17 protein-coding genes are annotated in these 23,030 nt (G+C 75.2%); 13 read left to right on the forward strand and 4 right to left on the reverse strand.

The window, feature by feature from the left end; translation table 11 throughout:
* Positions 1–53: 53 nt before the first annotated feature.
* Positions 54–2,105 (reverse strand): hypothetical protein, encoded by a 2,052-nt coding sequence (locus tag LPA54_RS28375; protein ID WP_228982917.1) that lies wholly within the window; start codon positions 2,103–2,105, stop codon positions 54–56.
* 305 nt (positions 2,106–2,410) lie between these two features.
* Here LPA54_RS28375 and LPA54_RS28380 point away from each other — a divergent pair, with 305 nt between their 5' ends.
* From LPA54_RS28380 to LPA54_RS28405, 6 genes are all read left to right on the forward strand, one after another.
* Complete coding sequence (locus tag LPA54_RS28380) at positions 2,411–3,931, forward strand: leucyl aminopeptidase (RefSeq protein ID WP_228982919.1); 1,521 nt, start codon at positions 2,411–2,413, stop codon at positions 3,929–3,931.
* Positions 3,932–4,304: 373 nt separating this feature from the next.
* Positions 4,305–5,693 carry a dihydrolipoyl dehydrogenase gene (gene lpdA, locus LPA54_RS28385; protein ID WP_228982922.1) on the forward strand — a complete coding sequence of 463 codons (1,389 nt, stop codon included), beginning with the start codon at positions 4,305–4,307 and terminating at the stop codon, positions 5,691–5,693.
* Positions 5,694–5,752: 59 nt separating this feature from the next.
* Positions 5,753–7,609 (forward strand): 2-oxoglutarate dehydrogenase, E2 component, dihydrolipoamide succinyltransferase, encoded by a 1,857-nt coding sequence (gene sucB / locus LPA54_RS28390; protein WP_228982923.1) that lies wholly within the window; start codon positions 5,753–5,755, stop codon positions 7,607–7,609.
* A 143-nt stretch (positions 7,610–7,752) separates the two neighbouring features.
* Complete coding sequence (locus tag LPA54_RS28395; protein WP_058945250.1) at positions 7,753–8,382, forward strand: GntR family transcriptional regulator; 630 nt, start codon at positions 7,753–7,755, stop codon at positions 8,380–8,382.
* A gap of 343 nt (positions 8,383–8,725) precedes the next feature.
* Positions 8,726–11,419: a pyruvate dehydrogenase (acetyl-transferring), homodimeric type gene (gene aceE / locus LPA54_RS28400; RefSeq protein WP_228982925.1), complete on the forward strand. Its 2,694-nt coding sequence runs from the start codon at positions 8,726–8,728 to the stop codon at positions 11,417–11,419.
* Between the two features lie 61 nt (positions 11,420–11,480).
* The gene (locus LPA54_RS28405) at positions 11,481–12,446 is read left to right on the forward strand and encodes a YafY family protein (RefSeq protein ID WP_228982927.1); all 966 of its coding nucleotides are present in this window, start codon (positions 11,481–11,483) and stop codon (positions 12,444–12,446) included.
* 21 nt (positions 12,447–12,467) lie between these two features.
* On the opposite strand, the gene LPA54_RS28410 is transcribed toward LPA54_RS28405, so the two are convergent.
* Positions 12,468–13,409: an SDR family oxidoreductase gene (locus LPA54_RS28410; RefSeq protein ID WP_228982929.1), complete on the reverse strand. Its 942-nt coding sequence runs from the start codon at positions 13,407–13,409 to the stop codon at positions 12,468–12,470.
* 183 nt (positions 13,410–13,592) lie between these two features.
* Here LPA54_RS28410 and LPA54_RS28415 point away from each other — a divergent pair, with 183 nt between their 5' ends.
* The gene (locus tag LPA54_RS28415) at positions 13,593–14,111 is read left to right on the forward strand and encodes a DUF4240 domain-containing protein (RefSeq protein WP_228982961.1); all 519 of its coding nucleotides are present in this window, start codon (positions 13,593–13,595) and stop codon (positions 14,109–14,111) included.
* A gap of 83 nt (positions 14,112–14,194) precedes the next feature.
* Here LPA54_RS28415 and LPA54_RS28420 read toward each other — a convergent pair whose 3' ends face one another.
* A complete protein-coding gene (locus LPA54_RS28420; RefSeq protein ID WP_228982932.1) occupies positions 14,195–14,689 on the reverse strand; it encodes a GNAT family N-acetyltransferase in 495 nt (164 codons plus the stop codon).
* Between the two features lie 34 nt (positions 14,690–14,723).
* Between LPA54_RS28420 and LPA54_RS28425 the strand changes: the two genes are divergently transcribed.
* Both LPA54_RS28425 and LPA54_RS28430 read left to right on the forward strand, forming a co-directional pair.
* Entirely contained in the window at positions 14,724–15,659 is a 936-nt protein-coding gene (locus tag LPA54_RS28425) for a TIGR01777 family oxidoreductase (protein ID WP_228982933.1), read from the forward strand.
* 493 nt (positions 15,660–16,152) lie between these two features.
* On the forward strand, positions 16,153–17,448 hold the full coding sequence (locus LPA54_RS28430) for an NAD(P)/FAD-dependent oxidoreductase (RefSeq protein ID WP_228982936.1): 1,296 nt from the start codon (positions 16,153–16,155) through the stop codon (positions 17,446–17,448).
* 379 nt (positions 17,449–17,827) lie between these two features.
* Here LPA54_RS28430 and LPA54_RS28435 read toward each other — a convergent pair whose 3' ends face one another.
* A complete protein-coding gene (locus LPA54_RS28435) occupies positions 17,828–19,486 on the reverse strand; it encodes a regulator (RefSeq protein ID WP_228982937.1) in 1,659 nt (552 codons plus the stop codon).
* Positions 19,487–19,764: 278 nt separating this feature from the next.
* Here LPA54_RS28435 and lipB point away from each other — a divergent pair, with 278 nt between their 5' ends.
* The 4 genes from lipB (at position 19,765) to LPA54_RS28455 (ending at position 22,921) form a co-directional block, all read left to right on the forward strand.
* On the forward strand, positions 19,765–20,631 hold the full coding sequence (lipB, locus tag LPA54_RS28440) for a lipoyl(octanoyl) transferase LipB (protein WP_228982940.1): 867 nt from the start codon (positions 19,765–19,767) through the stop codon (positions 20,629–20,631).
* A 118-nt stretch (positions 20,632–20,749) separates the two neighbouring features.
* Positions 20,750–21,751 carry a lipoyl synthase gene (lipA, locus tag LPA54_RS28445; RefSeq protein ID WP_228982942.1) on the forward strand — a complete coding sequence of 334 codons (1,002 nt, stop codon included), beginning with the start codon at positions 20,750–20,752 and terminating at the stop codon, positions 21,749–21,751.
* A 233-nt stretch (positions 21,752–21,984) separates the two neighbouring features.
* A complete protein-coding gene (locus tag LPA54_RS28450) occupies positions 21,985–22,203 on the forward strand; it encodes a hypothetical protein (RefSeq protein WP_228982945.1) in 219 nt (72 codons plus the stop codon).
* A 10-nt stretch (positions 22,204–22,213) separates the two neighbouring features.
* Positions 22,214–22,921 carry a DUF4191 domain-containing protein gene (locus tag LPA54_RS28455; RefSeq protein ID WP_228982948.1) on the forward strand — a complete coding sequence of 236 codons (708 nt, stop codon included), beginning with the start codon at positions 22,214–22,216 and terminating at the stop codon, positions 22,919–22,921.
* Positions 22,922–23,030 lie beyond the last annotated feature (109 nt).

Consider the following 23,030-nt stretch of genomic DNA (forward strand, 5'->3'; position numbering starts at 1 on the left):
GGTGTTCCCCCGGTGTGGACGGGTCCCGGCGCGGAGGGGCCCGTCCGGTGTGGTCAGGTGGTCGTCGGCAGCGTGAGGGTGAGGGCGGTCTGCAGGGTGCCGGGAGTGTCCCAGGCGGAGCGGGCGCCCGCGTAGGGGGCACCGAAGGCGCTCGAACCGAGCAGGGAGCGCTTGCGCGTGCCCTCGGGCGCCGTCACGGGGACGGCCACGCCGGTCGGCGCCTGCACGGTCACGGTACCGCCGACGCGGTACGCGGTGACCCGGCCCTCGGCCAGCGCCCGGTCCCAGGCGGCGCGGCGCGCCAGCTCCGTGCCGATGTCGCGGTGGCGGGGGGTGACGAGGGGGGTGTTGTCGGCGAACAGGGCCCGGTAGTCGGCGAGGACCCGGTCGAGGACGGGGTAGAGGAGGCGCTCCTCGGCGAGGTTGGACTGGTGGACGTAGTGCGGCCGCGGGTCGCCGGCCAGGACGTGGCGCAGCGCGGTGCGGGCCTCCTGCGGGACGATGTGCTCCGCGTACCCGGTGGCCGGGTCGAGGGGGGCGTCGAGGCAGGTGGACGCGGGGTTCGTCTCGCAGACGCCGCTGCCGCCGTCGGAGCGGCGGGTGTAGATCCAGTTGTACTCGTCGGTCATCTCGGCGGCGGTGCCGACGTTGTAGTACACGTTCATGGGGTGGCGCGGCACGGTGAGGGCGGAGCCGACCGGGCGCTGCGCGGGCTCGCGGGAGTTGTCGGAGGCGATCCACTTCACGCCGGTGTCGGCGAGCGCCCCGGCGAGGTTCGGGTTGTCCCGGGGCTGCTGGGGCAGGGTGGCGAGGCCGGAGTGCTCGCCGGTGACCAGTTCCGTCCGGTCCACGGGCAGCCCCTTGGCGACGGCCCAGGCGTGGTTGTCGCGGATCTGGGCGGTGATCTCGGCTCTGCTCACCCAGCGGGTGGCGCCGGCGGCGTCGGTGGCGCACCGCCAGGGGACGGTGGAGGTGTCCTGCACGCACCCGAGGAAGGGGTGGGTGTAGGTGTGGTTGACCCAGCGGTAGCGGGCGCGGTCGGCGAGGAGCTGGTCGGTGAGCGGGTCGCCGCCGTGGGCGGCCTTCCACTCCTCGCCGGCCCCGGCGTTGTAGACCATGTCCAGGGTGAGGCCGGCGGTGCGCTGCCACTCGGCGGCGTACCGGGCGTCGGCGGCGGTCATGCGGATGGTGGAGGCGTCCTCGCCGTCCCCGCCGGGGCAGTCGAAGTCGCCGGGGGTGCAGTTGCGTTCGGTGTTCCAGCGGGAGTCGGGGGCGAGGACGTCGTCGACGTGGACGGCGAAGTGGTAGCGGCTGAGGCCGAGGTGGACCCCGCCGGTGAGCCATTCGACGATGCCCCGGGCGACCGCGCGGAACTGCCGCTGGTGCTCGTTGTAGGCGAAGGTGACGACCAGTTCGCGGCGGCCGTCGCGGGCGTACTCGCCGATGAGGCTGGCGCGGCCGCCGCCGGCGACCGGCATGTCGAGGAGGCTGGTGTACCCCTCGCGCGGGCGGCCGGCGTAGCCGTGGCTCTCGGGGACGGCCGGGTCGTTGTCCTCGAAGGCGACGGGCCCGTCGAGGTAGCGGAAGGGGCCCGCGCGGCCGGCGGCGGTCACCGCGGCGGTCGTGCCGTCGAGGGCCCCGGCGTGGCCGCCCTGGTCGGTGTGGTCGAGGCCGACGCCGGGGTGGGCCCAGGTGTACGCGTCGACCTGGGGGATCGCGTGGGCGCGCTGGTAGTCGGCGAGGGCGGCCCGCTCGGCGGCGGCGAGGCCGGCGGGGGCCTCGTTGGGCAGGATCACGCCCTGGAAGCGGGCCCGGGGCCGGCCGGTGGCCGGGTCGCGGGGGTCGGCGAGGAACGCCGCGTCGATGACGGGGCGGCCGGGCTCGCCCAGCACGATCCGCCGGTGGGGCAGTCCGGAGGCGCGCAGTTCCGAGGTGAGGGCCGCGACGGCGCCGCCGCCGTCGTCGACGACGAGGACGGTGAGGTCCACGCGGGGGGCGACGGCGGTGGCCGCGCCGGCCGGCGCGGCCGGCGGGAGGGTGGCGAGGAGGGCCGCGGCGAGCAGGGCGCCGGTCGCCGCGCGGGCGCGGACTCGGTGGTGGTGCATGGGAATTCCCCCCTGACGGGTGCTCCCGCGCGACGTGCCCGCACCGGGAGGATCTGTGGAGATGATGCAAACGGGTACGCGATCGCCTTGCGCGAATGCTGGGAGTGTGACGCAGCTCTCATGGACTGATCCGGAAAACATGAAAGAGACGCCTCGGAAGAGTGAACGCCCGCCCTCGTGAGCGAAACCACGCGCGCGCGTAGGCTCGTGCGTGACGCTCCAACGGGCCGAACTACCATGCGGCGGGCACGGTCGGCCCACCCCTCGACCGCGAAAGAACTCAACGGAAGCGAGATTTCACCACCGTGACTGCTCTCACTCTCAGCACCGCCGGTGCCGCGACGCTGCGCGCCGACGCCCTCGTGGTCGGTGTCGCCAAGCCCGCGGACGGCGGCAAGGGGCTCGTCGCCGCGCCGGGCGCCGAGGCCGTGGACGCGGCGTTCGACGGAAAGCTCGCCGCCGTCCTGGAGACCCTCGGTGCCTCGGGTGCCGAGGGAGAGGTGACCAAGGTCCCGACGTCCGGCGGCCTGAAGGCGCCCCTCGTCCTCGCGGTCGGCCTCGGCCGGGCCCCCTCGAAGGACGACGCGTACGACACCGAGACCCTGCGCCGCGCCGCCGGCGTGGCCGCCCGCGCCCTCTCCGGTACGAAGAAGGCGGCCTTCGCCCTGCCCGTCGAGGCGGTCGAGGACGCGGAGGCCGTCGCCGAGGGCGCGCTGCTCGGCGCGTACGCCTTCACCGCCTACCAGGAGCGGGGCGAGGACGCCCGCGACCCGCTCGCCGAGGTCGTCCTGCTCGGCGGCAAGCCGCGCGACAAGGCCTACAAGGCGGCCGCCGAGCGCGCGCTGGCCGTGGCCGAGGAGGTCAACCGCGCCCGCGACCTGGTCAACACCCCGCCGAACGACCTCACCCCCGAGGCCTTCGCCGCCGTCGCCAGCGCGGCCGGCAAGGAGAACGGCGTCAAGGTCCAGGTCCTGGACGAGAAGGCCCTCGCCAAGGGCGGCTACGGCGGCATCCTCGGCGTCGGCGCCGGCTCGCAGAACCCGCCGCGCCTGGTGAAGCTCGCCTACACGCACCCGAAGGCGGAGAAGACCCTCGCCCTGGTCGGCAAGGGCATCACCTACGACTCGGGCGGCATCTCCCTCAAGCCGGCCGGCCACAACGAGACCATGAAGTGCGACATGGCCGGCGCCGCCGCCGTCTTCGCCGCGGTCGTGTCCGTCGCCCGCCTCGGCCTGCCGGTCAACGTCACCGGCTGGCTCGCGCTCGCCGAGAACATGCCCTCCGGCTCCGCCACCCGCCCGGGTGACGTGCTGCGCATGTACAGCGGCAAGACCGTCGAGGTGCTGAACACCGACGCCGAGGGCCGCCTCGTCCTCGCGGACGCCCTCACCCGCGCCTCCGAGGAGCAGCCGGACGCGATCGTGGACGTGGCCACGCTGACCGGCGCGATGGTGCTGGCGCTCGGCAACCGCACCTTCGGGATCATGGCGAACGACGACGCGTTCCGCACGGCGATCCACGAGATCGCGGACGAGGCCGGCGAGCAGTCCTGGCCGATGCCGCTCCCCGCGGAGCTGCGCAAGGGCATGGACTCCCCCACCGCCGACATCGCCAACATGGGCGAGCGCATGGGCGGCGGCCTGGTGGCCGGCCTGTTCCTGAAGGAGTTCGTCGGCGAGGGCATCACCTGGGCGCACCTGGACATCGCCGGCCCGGCGTACAACGAGTCCGGCCCCTACGGCTACACCCCCAAGGGCGGCACCGGCTCGGCCGTGCGGACCCTGGTGCGGCTGGCGGAGCGCACCGCCGCGGGCGACCTGGGCTGACGCCGGGTCCCGGGGAGGGCCGCCGGGCCGCGAGGGCCGGCGGTACGGGACCACGACACCGGCCGCCCGGCGGGCGGCCGCGCGACGGCCCCGGACGTCACCCGTCCGGGGCCGTCGCCCTGCCCGACCGCCCGCGGCGGGAATCCGCACGCGCGTGCGCGGCGGGGGCCGGCGCCCGCGGACCGGCGGCCGGTCCCGGGAACCGGCCCCGCGTCCCGCACGTCCGCGACAAGTGCGAAGATGGGTTCCCGGCAGGACAGGGCCCCCACCACAGGGCCGAAGAGACAGCGGCCGCACACCAGCCGACCGACCGGTCATCCCCCCGGAGGGGACACGGTTCCGGCGACCGGCGCACATGCATGGAGGACGTGACGTGGCGAACGACGCCAGCACCGTTTTCGACCTAGTGATCCTCGGCGGTGGCAGTGGCGGTTACGCCGCGGCCCTGCGGGGTGCGCAGCTGGGCCTGGACGTCGCACTGATCGAGAAGAACAAGCTCGGCGGCACCTGCCTGCACAACGGCTGCATCCCCACCAAGGCGCTGCTCCACGCCGGTGAGATCGCCGACCAGGCCCGCGAGGCCGAGCAGTTCGGCGTGAGGGCCTCCTTCGAGGGCATCGACATCAAGGGCGTCCACAAGTACAAGGACGACGTGATCTCCGGCCTGTACAAGGGCCTGCAGGGCCTGGTCGCCTCCCGCAAGGTGACCTACATCGAGGGCGAGGGCCGCCTCTCCTCCCCGACCTCCGTCGACGTGGGCGGCCGGCGCGTCGAGGGCCGCCACGTGCTGCTGGCGACCGGCTCCGTGCCGAAGTCGCTGCCGGGCCTGGAGATCGACGGCAACCGCATCCTCTCCTCCGACCACGCGCTGACCCTCGACCGGGTCCCCGAGTCGGCGATCATCCTCGGCGGCGGCGTCATCGGCGTCGAGTTCGCCTCGGCGTGGAAGTCCTTCGGCGCCGACGTCACGATCATCGAGGGCCTGAAGCACCTGGTCCCGGTCGAGGACGAGAACAGCTCGAAGCTGCTGGAGCGCGCGTTCCGCAAGCGCGGCATCAAGTTCAACCTGGGCACCTTCTTCCAGAGCGCCGAGTACACGGACGACGGCGTCAAGGTCACCCTCGCGGACGGCAAGACCTTCGAGGCGGAGGTGCTGCTCGTCGCGATCGGCCGCGGCCCGGTCTCGCAGGGCCTGGGCTACGAGGAGCAGGGCGTCGCCATGGACCGCGGCCACGTCCTGGTCGACGAGTACATGCGCACCAACGTGCCGACGATCTCGGCCGTGGGCGACCTCGTCCCCACCCTCCAGCTCGCGCACGTCGGCTTCGCCGAGGGCATCCTGGTGGCGGAGCGGCTGGCCGGCCTCAAGCCCGTCCCGATCGACTACGACGGCGTGCCGCGGGTGACGTACTGCCACCCGGAGGTCGCCTCCGTGGGCATCACCGAGGCGAAGGCCAAGGAGGTGTACGGCGCGGACAAGGTCGTCGCCCTGAAGTACAACCTCGCGGGCAACGGCAAGAGCAAGATCCTCAAGACCGCGGGCGAGATCAAGCTCGTGCAGGTCAAGGACGGTGCGGTGGTCGGCGTCCACATGGTCGGCGACCGCATGGGCGAGCAGGTCGGCGAGGCCCAGCTGATCTACAACTGGGAGGCGCTGCCGGCCGAGGTCGCGCAGCTCATCCACGCCCACCCGACGCAGAACGAGGCGCTCGGCGAGGCCCACCTGGCCCTGGCCGGCAAGCCCCTCCACTCCCACGACTGACGCACCAGTCACCGGGCGCGACCACACACCGCACAAGTTCGTTAGGAGCAAGTGAAACCATGCCGGTTTCCGTAACCCTGCCGGCGCTCGGCGAGAGCGTCACCGAGGGCACCGTCACCCGCTGGCTGAAGGCCGAGGGCGAGCGCGTCGAGGCCGACGAGCCGCTGCTCGAGGTCTCCACCGACAAGGTCGACACCGAGATCCCCGCCCCCGCCTCCGGCGTCCTGTCCTCCATCAAGGTCGCCGAGGACGAGACCGTCGAGGTCGGCGCCGAGCTGGCCGTCATCGACGACGGCTCGGGCGCCCCCGCCCAGGCCGAGGCCCCCGCCGAGGAGCCGGCCGCCGCTCCCGCCCAGGAGGCCGCGCCGGAGCCCGCCCCGGCCCCGGCCCAGGCCGAGGCCCCGGCCGCCCCCGCCCGGGAGGAGGCCCCGGCCGCCCCCGCGCAGGCCGAGGCGCCCGCCGCCCCGGCCGGTGGCGCGCAGGGCACCGAGGTCGTGCTGCCCGCGCTGGGCGAGTCGGTGACCGAGGGCACCGTCACGCGCTGGCTGAAGCAGGTCGGCGAGTCGGTCGAGGCCGACGAGCCGCTGCTGGAGGTCTCCACCGACAAGGTCGACACCGAGATCCCCGCCCCGACCTCCGGCGTCCTGCTGGAGATCGTCGTGGGCGAGGACGAGAGCGCCGAGGTCGGCGCCAAGCTGGGCGTCATCGGCGAGGCCGGTGCCGCTCCGGCCGCCGAGGCCGCCCCCGAGGCCCCCGCCCCGGCCGCCGAGCCGGCTCCCGCGCCCCAGGCGCAGGCCGCCCCCGCCCCGGCCCCCGCCGCCCCGGCGCAGCCCGCTCCCGCGCAGGCCGCCCCGGCCCCGGCCGCTCCCGCGCAGGCCGCTCCGGCGCCGGCGCAGCCCGCCCCGGCGCAGTCCGCTCCGGCCCCGGCCCCCGCCGCCCCGGCACAGTCCGCCCCCGCGCAGGCCGCCCCGGCCGCCGCGCAGGCGACGGACGAGGGCGCGTACGTCACCCCGCTGGTCCGCAAGCTCGCCTCCGAGCACGGGGTCGACCTCGGCTCGGTCAAGGGCACCGGCGTCGGCGGCCGCATCCGCAAGCAGGACGTCATCGCCGCCGCCGAGGCCGCGAAGGCCCCGGCCGCCCCGGCCCAGGCCGCCGCGCCCGCCGCCAAGGCCCCGGCCGCGGAGGCGTCCCCGCTGCGCGGTCAGACGGTCAAGATGACCCGCATGCGCAAGGTCATCGGCGACAACATGATGAAGGCGCTGCACGGCCAGGCGCAGCTGTCCTCGGTCGTCGAGGTCGACATCACGAAGCTGATGCGCCTGCGCGACCGCGCGAAGGACGCCTTCGCCGCCCGCGAGGGCGTCAAGCTCTCCCCGATGCCGTTCTTCGTCAAGGCGGCGGCCCAGGCGCTGAAGGCCCACCCGGTCATCAACGCCCGGATCAACGAGGACGAGGGCACCATCACGTACTTCGACTCGGAGAACATCGGCATCGCCGTGGACTCCGAGAAGGGTCTGATGACGCCGGTCATCAAGGGCGCCGGCGACCTGAACATCGCGGGCGTCGCCAAGGCCACGGCCGACCTGGCCGGCAAGGTCCGGGCGAGCAAGATCACCCCGGACGAGCTGGCCGGCGCGACCTTCACCATCAGCAACACCGGCTCGCGCGGCGCGCTGTTCGACACCATCATCGTCCCGCCGAACCAGGTCGCCATCCTGGGCATCGGCGCCACGGTGAAGCGCCCGGTCGTCGTGGACCACCCGGAGCTCGGCGAGACGATCGCCGTGCGCCACATGACGTACCTGACGCTCTCCTACGACCACCGCCTGGTGGACGGTGCCGACGCGGCCCGCTACCTGACGGCCGTCAAGGCGATCCTGGAGGCCGGCGAGTTCGAGGTCGACCTCGGCCTGTGAGCCCCCTCGGCTGACGCACGTCCGACACGGCGCCCCCGCCCGGCAGTTGCCGGTGCGGGGGCGCCGTCGTCGTCGGCGCGAGGGCCGGGCGGAATAATGGCCGCGATGGCGTCGACCGCCACGGCAGCGAAGGAGCCCTCTCCATGACCACCCCGCCCCCCGTCGTGCACTCGCTGCGCGAGCAGATCCGCGAGCACATCGTGGAGGGGATCGTCAGCGGCCGGTGGAAGCCGGGCGAGCGGATCGTGGAGCGCCGCATCGCGACGGAGCTCCAGGTCAGCCAGACCCCGGTGCGCGAGGCGCTGCGCGAGCTGGAGAGCCTGCGGCTGATCGAGTCGGCGCCCAACAAGGGCGTGCGCGTACGCAACCTCACGGCCGCCGACCTGGAGGAGTCCTACCCGGTCCGGGCGGGCCTGGAGCAGATCGCCGCGGAGCTGGCGGCCGAGCGGCTGGCGGCGGACTGCTCGGCGCTGGAGCCGCACGTGGCGGCCCTGTACGAGGCGGACGCGCACGGCGACGGGACGGCGCAGGTGCGGCACACGGTCGCCTTCCACCGCGAGCTCGTCCGCGCCGCGCACAACGCCGTCCTGCTGCACACCTGGGAGGGGCTGGGGATCGAGGTCTTCACCGCCCTGTCGATCCGCTGGCTCGGGACGGTGCAGAAGGAGTACGCGCAGGAGCACCAGGACCTGGTGGCGGCCTTCCGGCGCCGCGACCCGGAGATCGGCGGCCTGGTCAAGGCCCACGTCCTGGGCTGCGCGCCCCGCGCCTAGCACCCGTCCGGGCACACCCGGTCGGTCGGGGAGCCCGGCACCCGGCCGGGGAGCCCCGCACCCGCACTCGTCGGGGAAGCCCGCACTCGCCCGGCCCGCGCGCTCATCCTGCGGTGGGCGCGCTCACCCGTCCACCCCGGCCTGCGAAAACACGGCACCCGGTGCCCAAAAACATGGCACCCGATGCCGACTTTGCCCGTTGACATAAGATTTTGCCCCTCCCCCTTTGATCGATCATCGATCACGGCCGTACAGTCGTCGGCGGACTTCAACAAGAGGTCCTTCGCCCTGTCCTGCCAAGACCAAGGGCTCCCCACCCCTTCGACTCAGGAAGGCGGCGACTATGACCGACCCGACCCGCATCCAGCCGAGCGAGCTCGACCAGCTCCCGGACCGCGACCCCGAGGAGACCGCCGAGTGGCAGGCGTCCCTCGACGCCGTGACCGCCGCGGCGGGGCCGCACCGTGCCGCGTACCTGATGCGCCGCACCCTGGAGCGGGCCGAGGGCGCCGGTCTGGCGCTGCCGAAGCTGCTGGAGACCGACTACGTCAACACCATCCCCACCTCCGCCGAGGCCGGCTACGGCTTCGACGGCGACGAGGAGATGGAAGCCCGCATCACCGCCTGGAACCGGTGGAACGCCGCCGCCATGGTGACCCGCGGCGCGAAGTACGGCGTCGGCGGCCACATCGCCACCTTCGCCTCGGCCGCGTGGCTCTACGAGACCGGCTTCAACCACTTCTTCCACGGCAAGGAGCGCGACGGCTCCGGCGACCAGCTGTTCATCCAGGGCCACGCCTCCCCCGGCATCTACGCCCGCGCCTTCCTCGACGGGCGGCTGACCGAGGCGCAGCTGGACAACTTCCGCCAGGAGTCCGGCGGCAACGGCCTGCCCTCCTACCCGCACCCGCGGCGCCTGCCGTGGCTGTGGGAGTTCCCCACGGTCTCCATGGGCCTGGGCCCCCTCTCCGCGATCTACCAGGCGCGGTTCAACCGCTACCTCACCAACCGCGGCGTCAAGGACGTCTCCGCCTCGCACGTGTGGGCGTTCCTCGGCGACGGCGAGATGGACGAGCCGGAGTCGACCGCGGCACTCGCGCTCGCCGCGCGTGAGGGCCTGGACAACCTCACCTTCGTCATCAACTGCAACCTCCAGCGCCTCGACGGCCCCGTCCGCGCCAACTTCAAGATCGTGCAGGAGCTGGAGGCCCAGTTCCGCGGCGCCGGCTGGAACGTCGTGAAGTCGCTGTGGGGCACCGCGTGGGACGAGCTGTTCCGGCTCGACACCGCCGGCGCGCTCGTCCGCCGCCTGCGCGAGGTGCCGGACGCCCAGGTGCAGACGTACCAGACCCGCGACGCCGCCTACATCCGCCAGGACTTCTTCGGCAAGGACCCGGCGCTCGTCGAGATGGCGAAGCTGCTGTCCGACGACAAGATCGTCGAGTGCTTCCACACCTCCCGCGGCGGCCACGAGGCCCGCAAGGTCTTCGCCGCGTACAAGGCCGCCCTCGGCCACAGGGGCGCGCCGACGGTGATCCTCGCCCAGACGGTGAAGGGCCACACCCTCGGCCGCGGCTTCGCCTCCAAGAACGCCAACCACCAGATGAAGAAGCTCTCGGTGGACGAGTTCAAGGACATGCGCGAGCTGCTCGGCCTGCCCATCCCGGACAGCGCCTTCGCCGACGGCCAGGTGCCCTACGGCCACCCGGGCGCCGACGCCCCCGAGGTCCGCTACCTCCAGGAGCGCCGCGCCGCCCTCGGCGGCCCCGCCCCGGCCCGCCGCGTCCACCCGGTCGCGCCGCTGCCGGCCCCGGCGGAGAAGGCGTTCGCCGCCTTCGACAAGGGCTCCGGATCGCAGTCGATCGCCACCACCATGGCGTTCGTCCGGCTGGTGAAGGACCTGGTCCGCGACAAGGAGACCGGCCGGCGCTGGGTGCCGATCGTCCCGGACGAGGCCCGCACGTTCGGCATGGAGTCGCTCTTCCCCTCGCTCGGCATCTACTCGCCGAAGGGCCAGACGTACGAGCCGGTCGACCGCGACCAGCTGATGTACTACAAGGAGGCCGTCAACGGCCAGATCCTGAACGAGGGCATCACCGAGGCCGGCTCGATGGCCGACTTCATCGCCGCGTCGACCGCGTACTCGACGCACGGCGAGCCGATGATCCCGTTCTACATCTTCTACTCGATGTTCGGCTGGCAGCGGACCGCCGACCAGATGTGGCAGCTCGGCGACCAGCTCGGCCGGGGCTTCCTCGTCGGCGCGACGGCCGGCCGCACCACGCTGACCGGCGAGGGCCTCCAGCACGCCGACGGCCACTCCCCCGTCATCGCGGCGACCAACCCGGCGGCCCTCAGCTACGACCCGGCGTTCGCCTACGAGGTCGCGGTGATCGTCAAGGACGGTCTGCGCCGGATGTACGGCGAGGGCGCCCCGGGCGAGGACCCGAACGTCTTCTACTACCTGACCGTGTACAACGAGCCGATGCCGCAGCCCGCCAAGCCGGCCGTCGAGGGCATCGACGAGGCCATCGTCAAGGGCCTGTACCGGTTCCGCGAGGGCACCGGCCCCGAGGGCGCCCCGCGCGTCCAGCTGCTGTCCTCCGGCACGGCGATCCACTGGGCCCTCCAGGCGCAGGAGACGCTGGCCGCCGAGTGGGGCGTGACCGCCGACGTGTGGTCCGCGACCTCGTGGACGGAGCTGCGGCGCGACGCGCTGGAGGCCGACGCGGCGCTGCTGCGCGGCGAGGAGCGGGTGCCGTACGTGCGGCAGGCGCTGGCCGACGCGCAGGGCCCGGTCCTGGCCGTCAGCGACTACATGCGCCAGGTGCCGGACCAGATCGCGCAGTGGGTGGAGCAGGACTACAGCTCGCTCGGCGCCGACGGCTTCGGCCTGTCGGACACCCGCGAGGCGGCCCGCCGCCACTTCGGCGTGGACGCCCCGTCGATCGTGGTCGCCGCCCTGGCCCAGCTCGCCCGGCGCGGCGAGGTCCCGGCCTCCGCGGTGAAGGACGCCCGGGAGCGCTACGGGCTGTGAGGCGTGCAGGAGGCCCCCGCCCGGCTCAGGCCGGGGCGGGGGCCTCCTGCATGATGGGGCCATGCGCGCTGCCCGGCTGATCAAGATGGTGCTCCTGCTCCAGTCGCGGCCGTCCATGACCGCCGCCGAGCTCGCCGCCGAACTCGAGGTGTCGGAGCGGACCGTCACCCGTGACGCGCTCGCCCTCTCGGAGGCCGGGGTGCCCGTGTACGCCGACCGGGGCCGCGCGGGCGGTTACCGGCTGGTCGGCGGCTACCGCACGCGGCTGACCGGTCTGGCGCGCGGGGAGGCCGAGGCGCTGTTCCTCTCCGGGGTGCCGGGGGCGCTGCGGGAGATGGGGCTGGAGGACGCGGCGTCGGCGGCCCGGCTGAAGGTGTCGGCGGCGCTCCTGCCGTCGCTGCGGGACGCGCCGGTCGCGGTGGCCCAGCGCTTCCACCTGGACGCGCCGGCCTGGTACCGGGAGCCGCAGACGCCCGAGCTGCTGCCGGTGGTCGCGGAGGCGGTGTGGGACGACCGGCCGGTGCGGGCGCGCTACCGGCGCGGGGACACGGAGGTGGAGCGGGAGCTGGCCCCGCACGGGCTCGTGCTGAAGGCGGGCGTCTGGTACCTGTGCGCCCGTGCCGGCGCGGAGTTCCGCGTCTACCGCGTGGACCGCTTCACGGCCGTGGCGCTCGGCGGCGGACGCTTCGACCGGGACGCCGACTTCGACCTGCCCGCCTTCTGGGAGGAGCGGGCCGCCGAGTTCGCCCGCTCGCTGCTGCGGGCGCGGGCGGTGGTGCGGCTGACGGAGGCCGGGGCGCGCGAACTGCCGTACGTGACGGACCGGGCCGCCGCGCGCGAGGCCCTGGAGGCGGCGGGCCCGCCGGACGGGGAGGGCCGGGTGACGGTGTCGCTGCCGGTGGAGTCCGAGGAGGTCGCGTACGGCCAGCTCCTCCGCCTCGGGGCCGAGGCGGAGGTGCTGGAACCGGCGTCGCTGCGGGCGCTGTTCGCCCGCGCCGCGGTCCGGATGGCGGAGCTCTACCGGTGACCGGCGGGGCCGGCGGCGCGGCTACCGGTAGTCGTCGGCGGTCGCGTCCCTGCCGCCGTGGACGACCTCGATGAAGTAGGCCCAGCCGTCCGGCCGCGACCCGTCGGCGTCGGTGAAGCCGTACTCGCGGGCGAGCTGCCCGCTGGAGAGGGACCGGCCGTTCCACCGGTGCCGGTCGGGGTCGGCGGCGAGCGCGGCGACGGCCCGGCCGACGTACACGGGCGACTCGGCGATGGCGAAGTGCGGCTCCTTGGCGAGCGCGTCGCGCCAGTTCTCCTCGCGTACGCCGTAGTGGTCGAGCATCGCTTCGGAGCGCAGGTAGCCGGGGGTGAGCGCGACGGCGGTGCCGCCGACCTCCTTCAGGTCCTCGCCCAGCGCGAACGCCATGCGCAGCGGGGCGTACTTGGCGAGGTCGAAGTAGAAGTTCTCCCGGAAGCGCGTGTTGTACTCGGCCGTCCCGTCCGTCATCTCCACGACGAGCCCGCCCGGGTGGCGGACGAGGAGGGGCAGGGCGCAGCTGCTGGTGATGGCGTGGCTGCGGATGCCGAGGTCGAGCATGCGCAGGCCCTGGTCGAGGTCGGTCTCCCACATCTTCTCGCCCCACGGGATGAGGTGGTCGCCGCCCCAGAGGCCGTTGACGAGGACGTCGAGCCGGCCGCGCTCCTCGTCGATGCGCGCGACGAGCGCGCGCACCTCCTCGGGCCGCAGGTGGTCGACCGGTACGGCGATGCCCTCGCCGCCGGCGGCGGTGACCAGCTCGGCGGTCTCCTCAATGGTCTCGGTGGGTCGGCCTACCTCGCTGACGCGGGTGCGGGTGGTGCGCCCGGTGGCGTAGACGGTGGCGCCCGCGGCGCCGAGCTGGACGGCGATGGCGCGGCCCGCGCCGCGGGTCGCCCCGGCCACGAGGGCGACGGTCCCGGTGAGCGGCCGTGTCTGCTGGTGGTCGATGTCGCTGGTGGTCATGGGACGACCGTCGCACGGAAAGGCGACATCCTCTGTCCGGTATTCCGCGGGTTCCCCCCGGCGGCGCAGGGCGGCCCCGGCGGCCCCCGGCGTCTCCCGGCGGGTCGTCCGCCGCCCCGGCGCGTCCCGTTCCGACCGCTCCGGCGTGCGGCGCCCCCCGGCACACCGGATGCTGGTCCCGTGATGGACGAGACGGAGTTCTGGGAGATCGTCGACTCGACCCGCGAGGCCGCCGAGGGCGACCCCGAGGACCACGCCGAGCTGCTCGTGGAGCGGCTGGTGCGGCTCGACCCGGACTCCGTGCTCGACTTCGCCCGCCACTTCGAGGTGCGCTACAACCGGGCGTACACCTGGGACCTGTGGGCCGCCGCGGCGGTCCTGCTGGGCGGTGCGGGCGAGGACGCGTTCGACTGGTTCCGGTGCTGGCTGATCGGCCAGGGCCGGGAGGTGTTCGAGGGCGCCGTCCACGACGCGGAGACGCTCGCGGAGCTGCTGGAGGACTTCGACCCGGAGCTGGACGGGGACGGCGAGGAGCTGGGGTACGCGGCGGACGAGGCGTACGAGCAGCTCACCGGTACCGACGCGCCCGACCTCGGTGTCCCACCGCAGCCGGCCGACCCGGCGGGCGAGCCGCTCGACGTGGACGACGACAGCGCCCTGGCGGAGCGGCTGCCGCGGCTGTGGGACCGCTTCGGCGGCTGACCGGCCCCGCGCCGGGGGCGGACCGGTCCCTCCCGGGCGGTCGGCGGCGCCGGCCGCCGCCGGGCCGGGCGCGCGGCCGGGTGTCAGGCGGTGAGGGCGCGGCCCATGAAGACGTCGTCGACGTACTCGCCGTCCAGCAGGAACTCCCCGGGCAGGACGCCCTCCACAGCGAACCCCTCCGACTCGTACAGGGTGCGCGCGGGCTTGTTGTGGCCGAGGACGCGCAGGGTGATCCGGGTGGCCCCGCGGCGGCGCGCCTCGTCGCAGGCGGCGCGCAGCAGGCGGCGGGCGAGGCCGCGCCCGCGGGCGGACTCCGCCACGGCGAGGCCCTGGATCTGGCGCACGTGGGTGTTGCAGGCGAGCCGCGTGGCGAAGCCGATCCTGACGTAGCCGACCGGCCCGTCGCCCAGGTCCGCGACGAGGTAGTCCTCCGGGCGGTGGTCGGCGTCGAAGAACGGGTCGAACGGCGGCAGCGGGCGCGGCATGACGGCGTAGAGCGTGGACCACGTGTCGTGGTCGAGGCGGCTGAGCGCGTCGGCGTCCGAGGGACGCGCGGGGCGTATCGGGGAGGGCGTCATGGGCGTCACTGTGCCACGGGGGCAGGATGGGGTCATGTCTCCTTCCCGCCCGGGCCCCGCGCCCGCGTCGCCCCCGCCCCGCTCACGCGTCGCCGTCACGGGCGCCGGCGGACTGATCGGTTCGGCCCTGGTGCGCTCCCTGCGGGCGGACGGGCACGACGTCGTCCGGCTCGTCCGCCGGCCCCCGCGCGGCGCGGGCGAGGTGGAGTGGGACCCGCGGCGCGGGTACGTCGACGCGTCGGGCCTCGCCGGGTGCGACGCCGTCGTGCACCTGGCGGGCGCCGGGGTGGGCGAGCGGCGCTGGACCGAGGCGTACAAGCGGGAGATCCGCGACAGCCGGGTGCTCGGCACGGCCGCCGTCGCGGAGGCGGTGGCGTCGCTCGACGAACCGCCGGAGGTCCTCGTGTGCGGGTCCGCGCTCGGCTACTACGGCGACACCGGGTCGCGCGCCGTGGACGAGTCGGCGCCGGCGGGCGACGGGTTCCTTCCGTCGGTGTGCGTGGAGTGGGAGGGGGCGGCCGCGGCGGCCGAGGAGGCCGGGATCCGCGTCGCGTACGCCCGGACCGGCCTGGTGGTCGCCAGGGAGGGCGGGGCGTGGGGGCGGCTGTTCCCGCTGTTCCGCGCGGGTCTGGGGGGCCGGCTGGGCCACGGCCGCCAGTACTGGAGCTTCATCTCCCTGCACGACGAGGTCGCGGCGCTGCGGCACCTCCTCGACACACCGGGGCTCGCCGGTCCGGTGAACCTGACCGCCCCGGAGCCGGTGACCAACCGGGAGGTGACGGAGGCGATGGGCCGGGTGCTGCGCCGCCCGGCGTTCCTGCACGTCCCCGCGCCCGCGCTGCGGATCGCCCTCGGCGACTTCGCCGCCGACGTCCTGGGCAGCCAGCGGGTGCTGCCGGGGCGCCTGCTGGAGACGGGCTTCCGCTTCGCCTTCCCGACGGTGGACGCGGCGATCCGCGCGGCGGCGTGACCCCCGCGCGCCCCGTGCCCTGACGGCCGCGCCGCCGCCGTCGGCCCGGGGCGGGGCGGGGCGGGGCTGTCCCGGCCTCGGCGGTCCCGGCTCCGGCCGCTCCGGCCCCGGCGGCCCCGGGCCCGGCGGTCCCGGGGCCGGGATCCGGCCGTGCGCCGGGGCGCGGTACCGCCGGGCCCGCGCGGACGGGCCCACGCGGACGGGCGTGAGGGGCGGACTTCCGCGGGTACCCGGCGCCCGTGGTGCCGTCCGCGCGGTCCGCCCGCTTCCGGCCGCCGTGCGCGCAGCGCCCCGCGCGGCCCCGCCCACGGCCAGTACGTGTGTGCGACCTCCGTGCTTCGGTGTCCCCCCGTGCGCGCGACTGCCGCCCGCCGCCGAAGGGCCCTACGCTCGGGTGCCGCTCGGGACGCCGTTGTCCCGAACTCGGGCATTCCGGGGGCCTGTCCAGGGCATGAGCCACCCACGCACCGAACCGTCACCCGGGGAGGGTCACGTGCTCAGTACCGCAGATCACGCGGACGTCGTCATCGTCGGAGCCGGGCTCGCGGGTCTCGCCGCGGCCCACCACCTGACCAGCGCCGGAGTCGAGGTCCGGGTGCTGGAGGCCGCCCCGCACGTCGGCGGGCGGATGGCCACCGACCACGTCGACGGGTTCCGACTGGACCGCGTCGCACAGCTGCTCAACACCTCGTACCTGGAACCGCACCGCGCGGCGGGCCTGGACACCGGCGACCTGCGCCGGTTGCAGTCCGGGGTGCTGGTGCACAGCGCCGGCCGGCTGCACCGCACCGGGGAGGTACGGGGCAGCGCCCGGTCCGCGCTCACCCGCGCCCGGGCCCTGGCGGGCGGCCCCCGCCCGCTGGACCAGGCGCGTCTGGGGGCCTCGCTCGCCCGGCTCGCCGGGACGCCGACCGAGCGGCTGCTCGCCCGCCGCGAGCGTCCCGCGGTGGAGGCCCTGGCGGCCCGCGGGCTGCCGCCGCGCACGGTCACCACGTTCCTGCGGCCGCTGCTCACCGCCCTGCTCGGCGACCCCGACCTCACCACGTCGAGCCGGTGCGCCGACCTGACCCTGCGCACCTTCGCCCGCGGGCGGCTGTGCGTCCCCGCCGGCGGGGCGGCCGAACTGCCCGAGCGGATGGCGGCCACGCTGCCGCCCGGGACGGTGCGGACGGGGGTCCGGGTGAAGGACGCCTCCATCAACCGCGTCCTGACCGCCGAGCACGGCGAGTTCGCGTGCCGCTCCCTGGTCGTGGCGACCGGCGCCCGGGCCGCCGCGGAGTTGCTGCCGGGGCTGCGCGTCCCCGACTTCCACCCGGTGACGGTGCTGCACCACACGGCCCCCGTGACACCGCTGGCCGCCCCGGCACTCGTCCTGGACGCCGACCGGTCCGGCCCGGTCTCGCACACGGTGGTGATGAGCGAGGTCGACCCGTCGCGCGCCCCCGCCGGCCGGGTCCTGGTCACCTCCACGGTCCTGGGCGCTCCCCCGGACGACCTGAACGCCCGGGCCAGGCGCCACCTGGCCCAGCTGTACGGCACGGGGACGGGCGACTGGGAGCTGCTGGCCGCCCGCCACGACCCGGAGGCCGTACCGGCCATGCCGGCCCCGCACGACCTGCGCCGGCCGGTGCGGCTGCTGGCGGGGCTGTACGTGTGCGGCGACCACCGCGACGTGAGCACCGCGCAGGGCGCCCTCCACTCCGGCCACCGAGCGGCCCAGGCGATCCTCCGGGACCTCGGCGTACCGCCGGCCAAGCTCTCCGGCCGCCTGGAGGCGGCCGCCGCCTGACGGCCACGGAACGGATCGGCCACCTTCCGGGGGGGGGAGGCCCCGGGGCCCGAGCCGGGGGGAGGCGAGGACCCCGGGGCCCACGGCACCCCGGGCGCGCACGCCCCACCCCCGGCACCCCGGCCTTCGTCCTCCGGTGGGCGGAACACCCGCCCGGAGGACGGACCGGACGCGTCGGGCCCGCGCCCGGGCACGGCGGGCGGAGCCGTGTCCCGGTACGACGGGTGGAACCCGTGCACCGACACGACGGGTGGGGCCCGTGCCCCGGGCGACCGGGGCACGGGCCCCACCCTCGCCCTCCGGCGACCACGCCCGCCGCCGTCCCGGCCCGTCCGCCCCGTCCGGCCCGGTGTGCGTCGCGGGTGCCGCCCGCCGGCGGCTACCCGATGGCGGCCACCCGGTCCCGGTAGGTCCGTACGGCCGCCGCCTCCCGGTACGGCTCCAGGCGCCGCTCGAAGTCGCGCACGTACTCCACCGCGCGGGCCGACCGCATCTCCGACGTCTGCTGGGCGGCCTCCGCGCCCAGGGCGCACGCCTGGTCGAGCTCGCCCAGGCCGAGCCGGGCGCCCGCGAGGACGACGCGGCAGAAGGCCCGGCTGCGCGCGTACGCGGCCGGGTACAGCTGGAGGGCGCGTTCCGCGTGCTGCGCGGCGGCCCGGAACTGCTGGAGGTCCCGGTGGCAGTGCGCGAACTCGTCGGCGAGCTGCGCCTCGTCGAAGGTGCGCGCCCAGTGCGGCACGTCCTCGCCGGGGCGGGCGCCGTCCAGGGCCCGTTCGGCGCGCACCAGGGAGGCCGTGCAGGCCCGTACCTCGCCGAGCACGGCGTGGCCGCGCGCCTCGACGGCGTGCAGCAGCGCCTGCACGGCGGGCGGCGCCGACGCGCCGACGCCCTGCTGGGCGACCCGCGCGAGCTGCACGGCCTCGCGGCCGTGGCCGAGGTAGACGGCCTGGCGGCTCATGGTGACCAGGACGTACGAGCCGTAGGCGCGGTCCCCGGCCGCCTGGGAGAGCCGCAGGGCCTGCACGAAGTACCGCTGGGCGAGGCCGTGCGCGGCGATGTCGTACGACGTCCACCCGGCCAGCCGCGTGAGGTCGGCGGCCGCGCCGAAGAGCCGCCGCCCGGTGGTCTCGCCGTAGCTGCCGCGCAGCATGGGCTCGGCCTCGTGCTCCAGGTAGCGGACGAGGGCCTGCCGGGCGTGGCCGCCGCCGTACGCGTGGTCGAGGGTGCGGAACAGCTCGCCCACCGAGCGGAGGGCGGCGACGTCGCCGGCGGTGACCCGCTGGCCCGGGCCGCGCTCGGTGCCGCGCTGGCGGGGCACGGCGGCCACGCCGGGCCCGGCGGCGGTCCCGGGTGCCCCGGGTCTGCCGCCGGCACCGCCCGGGCCGCCCTGCGGGCCGCGGCCCGGTGGCCCGGCCGAGCCGCCGGGCGGTGCCGCTCCGGGGCCCGCGGGCGCGCCGGGCGGCGCGGTGCGCCCCACCGACGGCGGGCGGCCCTGTACGGGTACCCGGCCGGCCGCCGGCGGGGCGCCCGGCGCGGCCGGCCCGCCCGGGGCGCCGGCGTGCGGGGCGCGCGGGCCGGGCTCGCCGCGGCCGACGCGGTCGTCGGCGCGGCCGATCAGCCAGTCCCGGCTGGGCACGACCAGCCCCGCCGGGGTGAAGGCGATCTTCCGCAGCTCGGCGTGGCTGCCGGAGTCCTTGCGCCACAGCCCGCTGACGATGTCGACGGCCTCCTCGGGTGTGGCGGCGAACTCCAGGCCGGCGTAGACCGGCGCGCAGGCGTCGAGGCCGAGGTCCTGGGCCGACAGCCGCCGCCCCAGTCGGCGGGTGAACACCTCGGCGATCAGTGCGGGGGTGGTGCCGCGCGGCTGCTGGCCGCGCAGCCACCGGGTGACCGAGGTCTTGTCGTAGCGGAGGTCGAGTCCGTGCTCGAGTCCGAGCTGATCCACCCGTCTGGCAAGACCTGCGTTGGAGAACCCGGCTTCCGCGATCAGTGCGGCGAGCTGGCGGTTGGGGTTGCGCTGCGGGGGTCGATCCGTCATCAGCTGTGCGGTCTCCTGCCTTCCGGGCCGGGGTGCAGCCCCCTTGGAACGGCGCGAATTTAACTGCCGCCGACGCCGATACCGCCACCTTCGCCCCACATTCATCCGATCGTGTGAGGATTGGGGGTGGCGCTGACGGGCAGGTCGGCGCCCCGGCGGGCGGTCCCGCCGGGGCCCGGACCGACCCGTTCCGGCGCCCGAACCCTGCCCGGCCGGCCGCCCGGCGCCGCCCGTACAGTGGCAGGGCGTGGGACGCGCATTTCGAGGGAGACGGTGCCGTGAGTGAGCTGCGATTCGTCCATCTGGGGTTCGGCGGGGACGCCGTGGAGTACCAGGAGGCGTGGGAGCGGCAGCGCGAGGTCCACGCCGCCCGCTTCGTGGACGAGGTGCCGGACACCTGCCTGCTGCTGGAGCACCCGCCGGTGTACACGGCGGGGCGGCGCACGGCCGAGAGCGAGCGCCCCCTGGACGGCACGCCGGTGGTGGACGTGGACCGCGGCGGCAAGATCACCTGGCACGGCCCCGGCCAGCTGGTGGGGTACCCGATCCTGAAGCTGCCGCGCCCGGTGGACGTGGTGGCGCACGTGCGGCGCCTGGAGGAGGCGCTGATCCGCACGGCGGCGGAGTTCGGCGTGGGGACCACCCGCGTCGAGGGCCGCAGCGGCGTGTGGGTGCTGGGCGACCCGGTCGAGGAGCGGCCCGCGTTCGGCGGCCTGTCGCTGGACTTCGACCCCCGGCTGCACGACGAGGAGTTCGACCCGCGGCTGAACGGGCCCGAGTACGCCCCCTCCAACGCCGGCCAGCGGCGCGAGGACCGCAAGCTCGCGGCGATCGGCATCCGCGTCGCGAAGGGCGTCACCATGCACGGCTTCGCGCTGAACGTGAACCCGGACAACACCTGGTTCGACCGGATCGTGCCGTGCGGCATCCGCGACGCGGGCGTGACGTCCCTGGCGAACGAGCTGGGCCGGGAGGTGACCATCGCGGAGGTGCTGCCCGTCGTGGAGCGGCACCTGCGGGACGTGCTGGAGAACGCCGAGCTCCGACCGCGCGCGGTCGGCGACGCGACCGGGGGCGCAGCGCCGGCACGGGCCGCCGACGGCGCCGCGCCGGTGGCGGCCGCGGAAGGGGCGGCGCGCGTCTGACCCGCTCCCACCTGGGAGGAATGCGATCCCCTGGCCTGAGGTTGGCCAGACGTAGGGCCGCACTTTTGACGGGCGTACCCTGGTGTTCGCCGAAGAATCGAAGCCGTAGGAGCCAGCCGTGTCCGCAGTCGCACCCGACGGACGCAAGATGCTGCGCCTGGAGGTCCGGAACAGCCAGACCCCCATCGAGCGCAAGCCCGAGTGGATCAAGACTCGGGCGAAGATGGGCCCCGAGTACAACCAGCTGCAGAAGCTCGTCAAGAGCGAGGGTCTGCACACGGTCTGCCAGGAGGCGGGCTGTCCGAACATCTTCGAGTGCTGGGAGGACCGGGAGGCGACGTTCCTCATCGGTGGCGACCAGTGCACGAGGCGCTGCGACTTCTGCCAGATCGACACCGGCAAGCCGCAGGCCCTCGACCGGGACGAGCCCCGCCGCGTCGGCGAGTCCGTCGTCACGATGGACCTGAACTACGCCACGATCACCGGCGTCGCCCGCGACGACCTGGAGGACGGCGGCGCCTGGCTGTACGCGGAGACGGTGCGGCAGATCCACGCCATGACGGCGGAGCGCGAGGGCGGCCACACCAAGGTCGAGCTGCTCATCCCCGACTTCAACGCCGTCCCCGAGCAGCTGGCCGAGGTCTTCTCGTCCCGCCCCGAGGTGCTGGCGCACAACGTCGAGACCGTCCCGCGGATCTTCAAGCGCATCCGCCCCGGCTTCCGCTACGAGCGGTCGCTGGAGGTCATCACCAAGGCCCGCGAGGCCGGCCTGGTCACCAAGTCGAACCTCATCCTCGGCATGGGCGAGACCCGCGAGGAGGTCAGCGAGGCCCTGCGCGACCTGCACGAGGCCGGCTGCGAGCTGATCACCATCACGCAGTACCTGCGGCCGTCGGTCCGCCACCACCCCGTGGAGCGCTGGGTCAAGCCGCAGGAGTTCGTGGAGCTGAAGGAGGAGGCCGACGAGATCGGCTACTCCGGGGTCATGTCGGGCCCGCTGGTCCGCTCCTCGTACCGCGCCGGCCGGCTGTTCCAGCAGGCCATGGAGGCCCGCGGCGCGGCGGCGGGGCCCGCCGCCGCGCAGGCGGCCCCGGCTGCCGCGGCGGCCCCGGCGGTGTGACGTCCGGCACGGCCGGAGCGCCGGCCCGTACGTCCCTCCGCAGGTGGGCGCCGGTGGCGGTGACGCACGGGCGGTGCCCGGGCGTCGCCGCCGTTTGACCGGCCGGACACGCGCTGGTAACACCAGTGGGTGACGATGGAGTCACGCACCGCCAGGGTCCGTCGCGCCGGCCGCGACGCCCCCGGCGTTCCCGCTCCGCCCCATCCGCCCACTCTCCGAGGGGGACACCCGACATGCAGGCCGCGAGGCAGCAGCAGGTACGCGCCCACGCCCTCCCGTCCGTCACCGGCGCCCTGCGCGCCGTCGAGGCGCTCCTCCTGGCCGGAGGCCAGCGCACCGCCCGGCGCAACGCCTGGACGTCCGTGCTGGAGGACCGCCGCCGCGCCCGCGCGCGGGTCGAGGCGGAGCACGTACTGGAGGCCGCGGCGAGCCGGACGTCGACGGCCACGTAAACTTCTGAGCATGGCGAGGAAGTCACACTCAGACAGCAGTGACGCTGCTGCGAACCCCGGGCGACTGAAGCAGATCGCCCTCACGTACAAGATGACCCGGCGGTCGGACCCCAAGGTCGGGCTGGTCATCGCGGCCGTGGGGATCGTCGTCTTCGGCATCCTCCTCGCGATCGGCTTCCTGATCGGGCACCCGGTCTACCTGGGCATCCTCGGCTTCCTGCTGGCCTTCCTCGCGATGGCGATCGTCTTCGGGCGGCGGGCCGAGCAGGCGGCCTTCGGGCAGATGGAGGGCCAGCCGGGCGCCGCCGCGGCGGTCCTGCAGAACGTGGGACGCGGCTGGACGACCACCCCCGCGGTGGCGATGAACCGCAGCCAGGACGTCATCCACCGCGCGGTGGGCCGGGCGGGCATCGTCCTCGTCGCCGAGGGCAACCCGAACCGGCTGAAGAGCCTGCTGGCGGCCGAGAAGAAGCGCATGGCCCGGATCGTGGTGGACGTGCCGGTGCACGACATCCTCGTCGGGGACGGCGAGGGCCAGGTGCCGCTGAAGAAGGTCCGCACCACGATGCTGAAGCTGCCGCGGGTGCTCACGGCCGCCCAGGTGACGGTGGCCAACGACCGGCTGCGGGCCATGGGCGACCTCATGAGCAACATGCCGCTGCCGAAGGGCCCCATGCCCAAGGGCATGCGGATGCCGCGCGGCGGGAAGTCACGCTGACCGGCTGATCGGTCACCGGTTCACCGCCGGGCCGAGCGCGGACGAGGGAGGGGGGGGGCCCCCCCCGGGGGGGCGCCCCCCCCCCCCCGGCGCCCTCCGCGCCACGCAC

This window comes from Streptomyces sp. DH12 (assembly GCF_020873895.1).
Lineage (GTDB): Bacteria > Actinomycetota > Actinomycetes > Streptomycetales > Streptomycetaceae > Streptomyces.

Bases quoted from the DNA above. Each gene is read 5' to 3' on its own strand.
- aceE (WP_228982925.1), top strand. From the start codon at position 8,726: ATGACCGACCCGACCCGCATCCAGCCGAGCGAGCTCGACCAGCTCCCG.
- LPA54_RS28410 (WP_228982929.1), bottom strand. From the start codon at position 13,409: ATGACCACCAGCGACATCGACCACCAGCAGACACGGCCGCTCACCGGG.
- LPA54_RS28405 (WP_228982927.1), top strand. From the start codon at position 11,481: ATGCGCGCTGCCCGGCTGATCAAGATGGTGCTCCTGCTCCAGTCGCGG.
- LPA54_RS28415 (WP_228982961.1), top strand. From the start codon at position 13,593: ATGGACGAGACGGAGTTCTGGGAGATCGTCGACTCGACCCGCGAGGCC.
- sucB (WP_228982923.1), top strand. From the start codon at position 5,753: ATGCCGGTTTCCGTAACCCTGCCGGCGCTCGGCGAGAGCGTCACCGAG.
- LPA54_RS28435 (WP_228982937.1), bottom strand. From the start codon at position 19,486: ATGACGGATCGACCCCCGCAGCGCAACCCCAACCGCCAGCTCGCCGCA.
- LPA54_RS28450 (WP_228982945.1), top strand. From the start codon at position 21,985: ATGCAGGCCGCGAGGCAGCAGCAGGTACGCGCCCACGCCCTCCCGTCC.
- LPA54_RS28375 (WP_228982917.1), bottom strand. From the start codon at position 2,105: ATGCACCACCACCGAGTCCGCGCCCGCGCGGCGACCGGCGCCCTGCTC.
- LPA54_RS28395 (WP_058945250.1), top strand. From the start codon at position 7,753: ATGACCACCCCGCCCCCCGTCGTGCACTCGCTGCGCGAGCAGATCCGC.
- LPA54_RS28420 (WP_228982932.1), bottom strand. From the start codon at position 14,689: ATGACGCCCTCCCCGATACGCCCCGCGCGTCCCTCGGACGCCGACGCG.
- LPA54_RS28425 (WP_228982933.1), top strand. From the start codon at position 14,724: ATGTCTCCTTCCCGCCCGGGCCCCGCGCCCGCGTCGCCCCCGCCCCGC.
- LPA54_RS28455 (WP_228982948.1), top strand. From the start codon at position 22,214: ATGGCGAGGAAGTCACACTCAGACAGCAGTGACGCTGCTGCGAACCCC.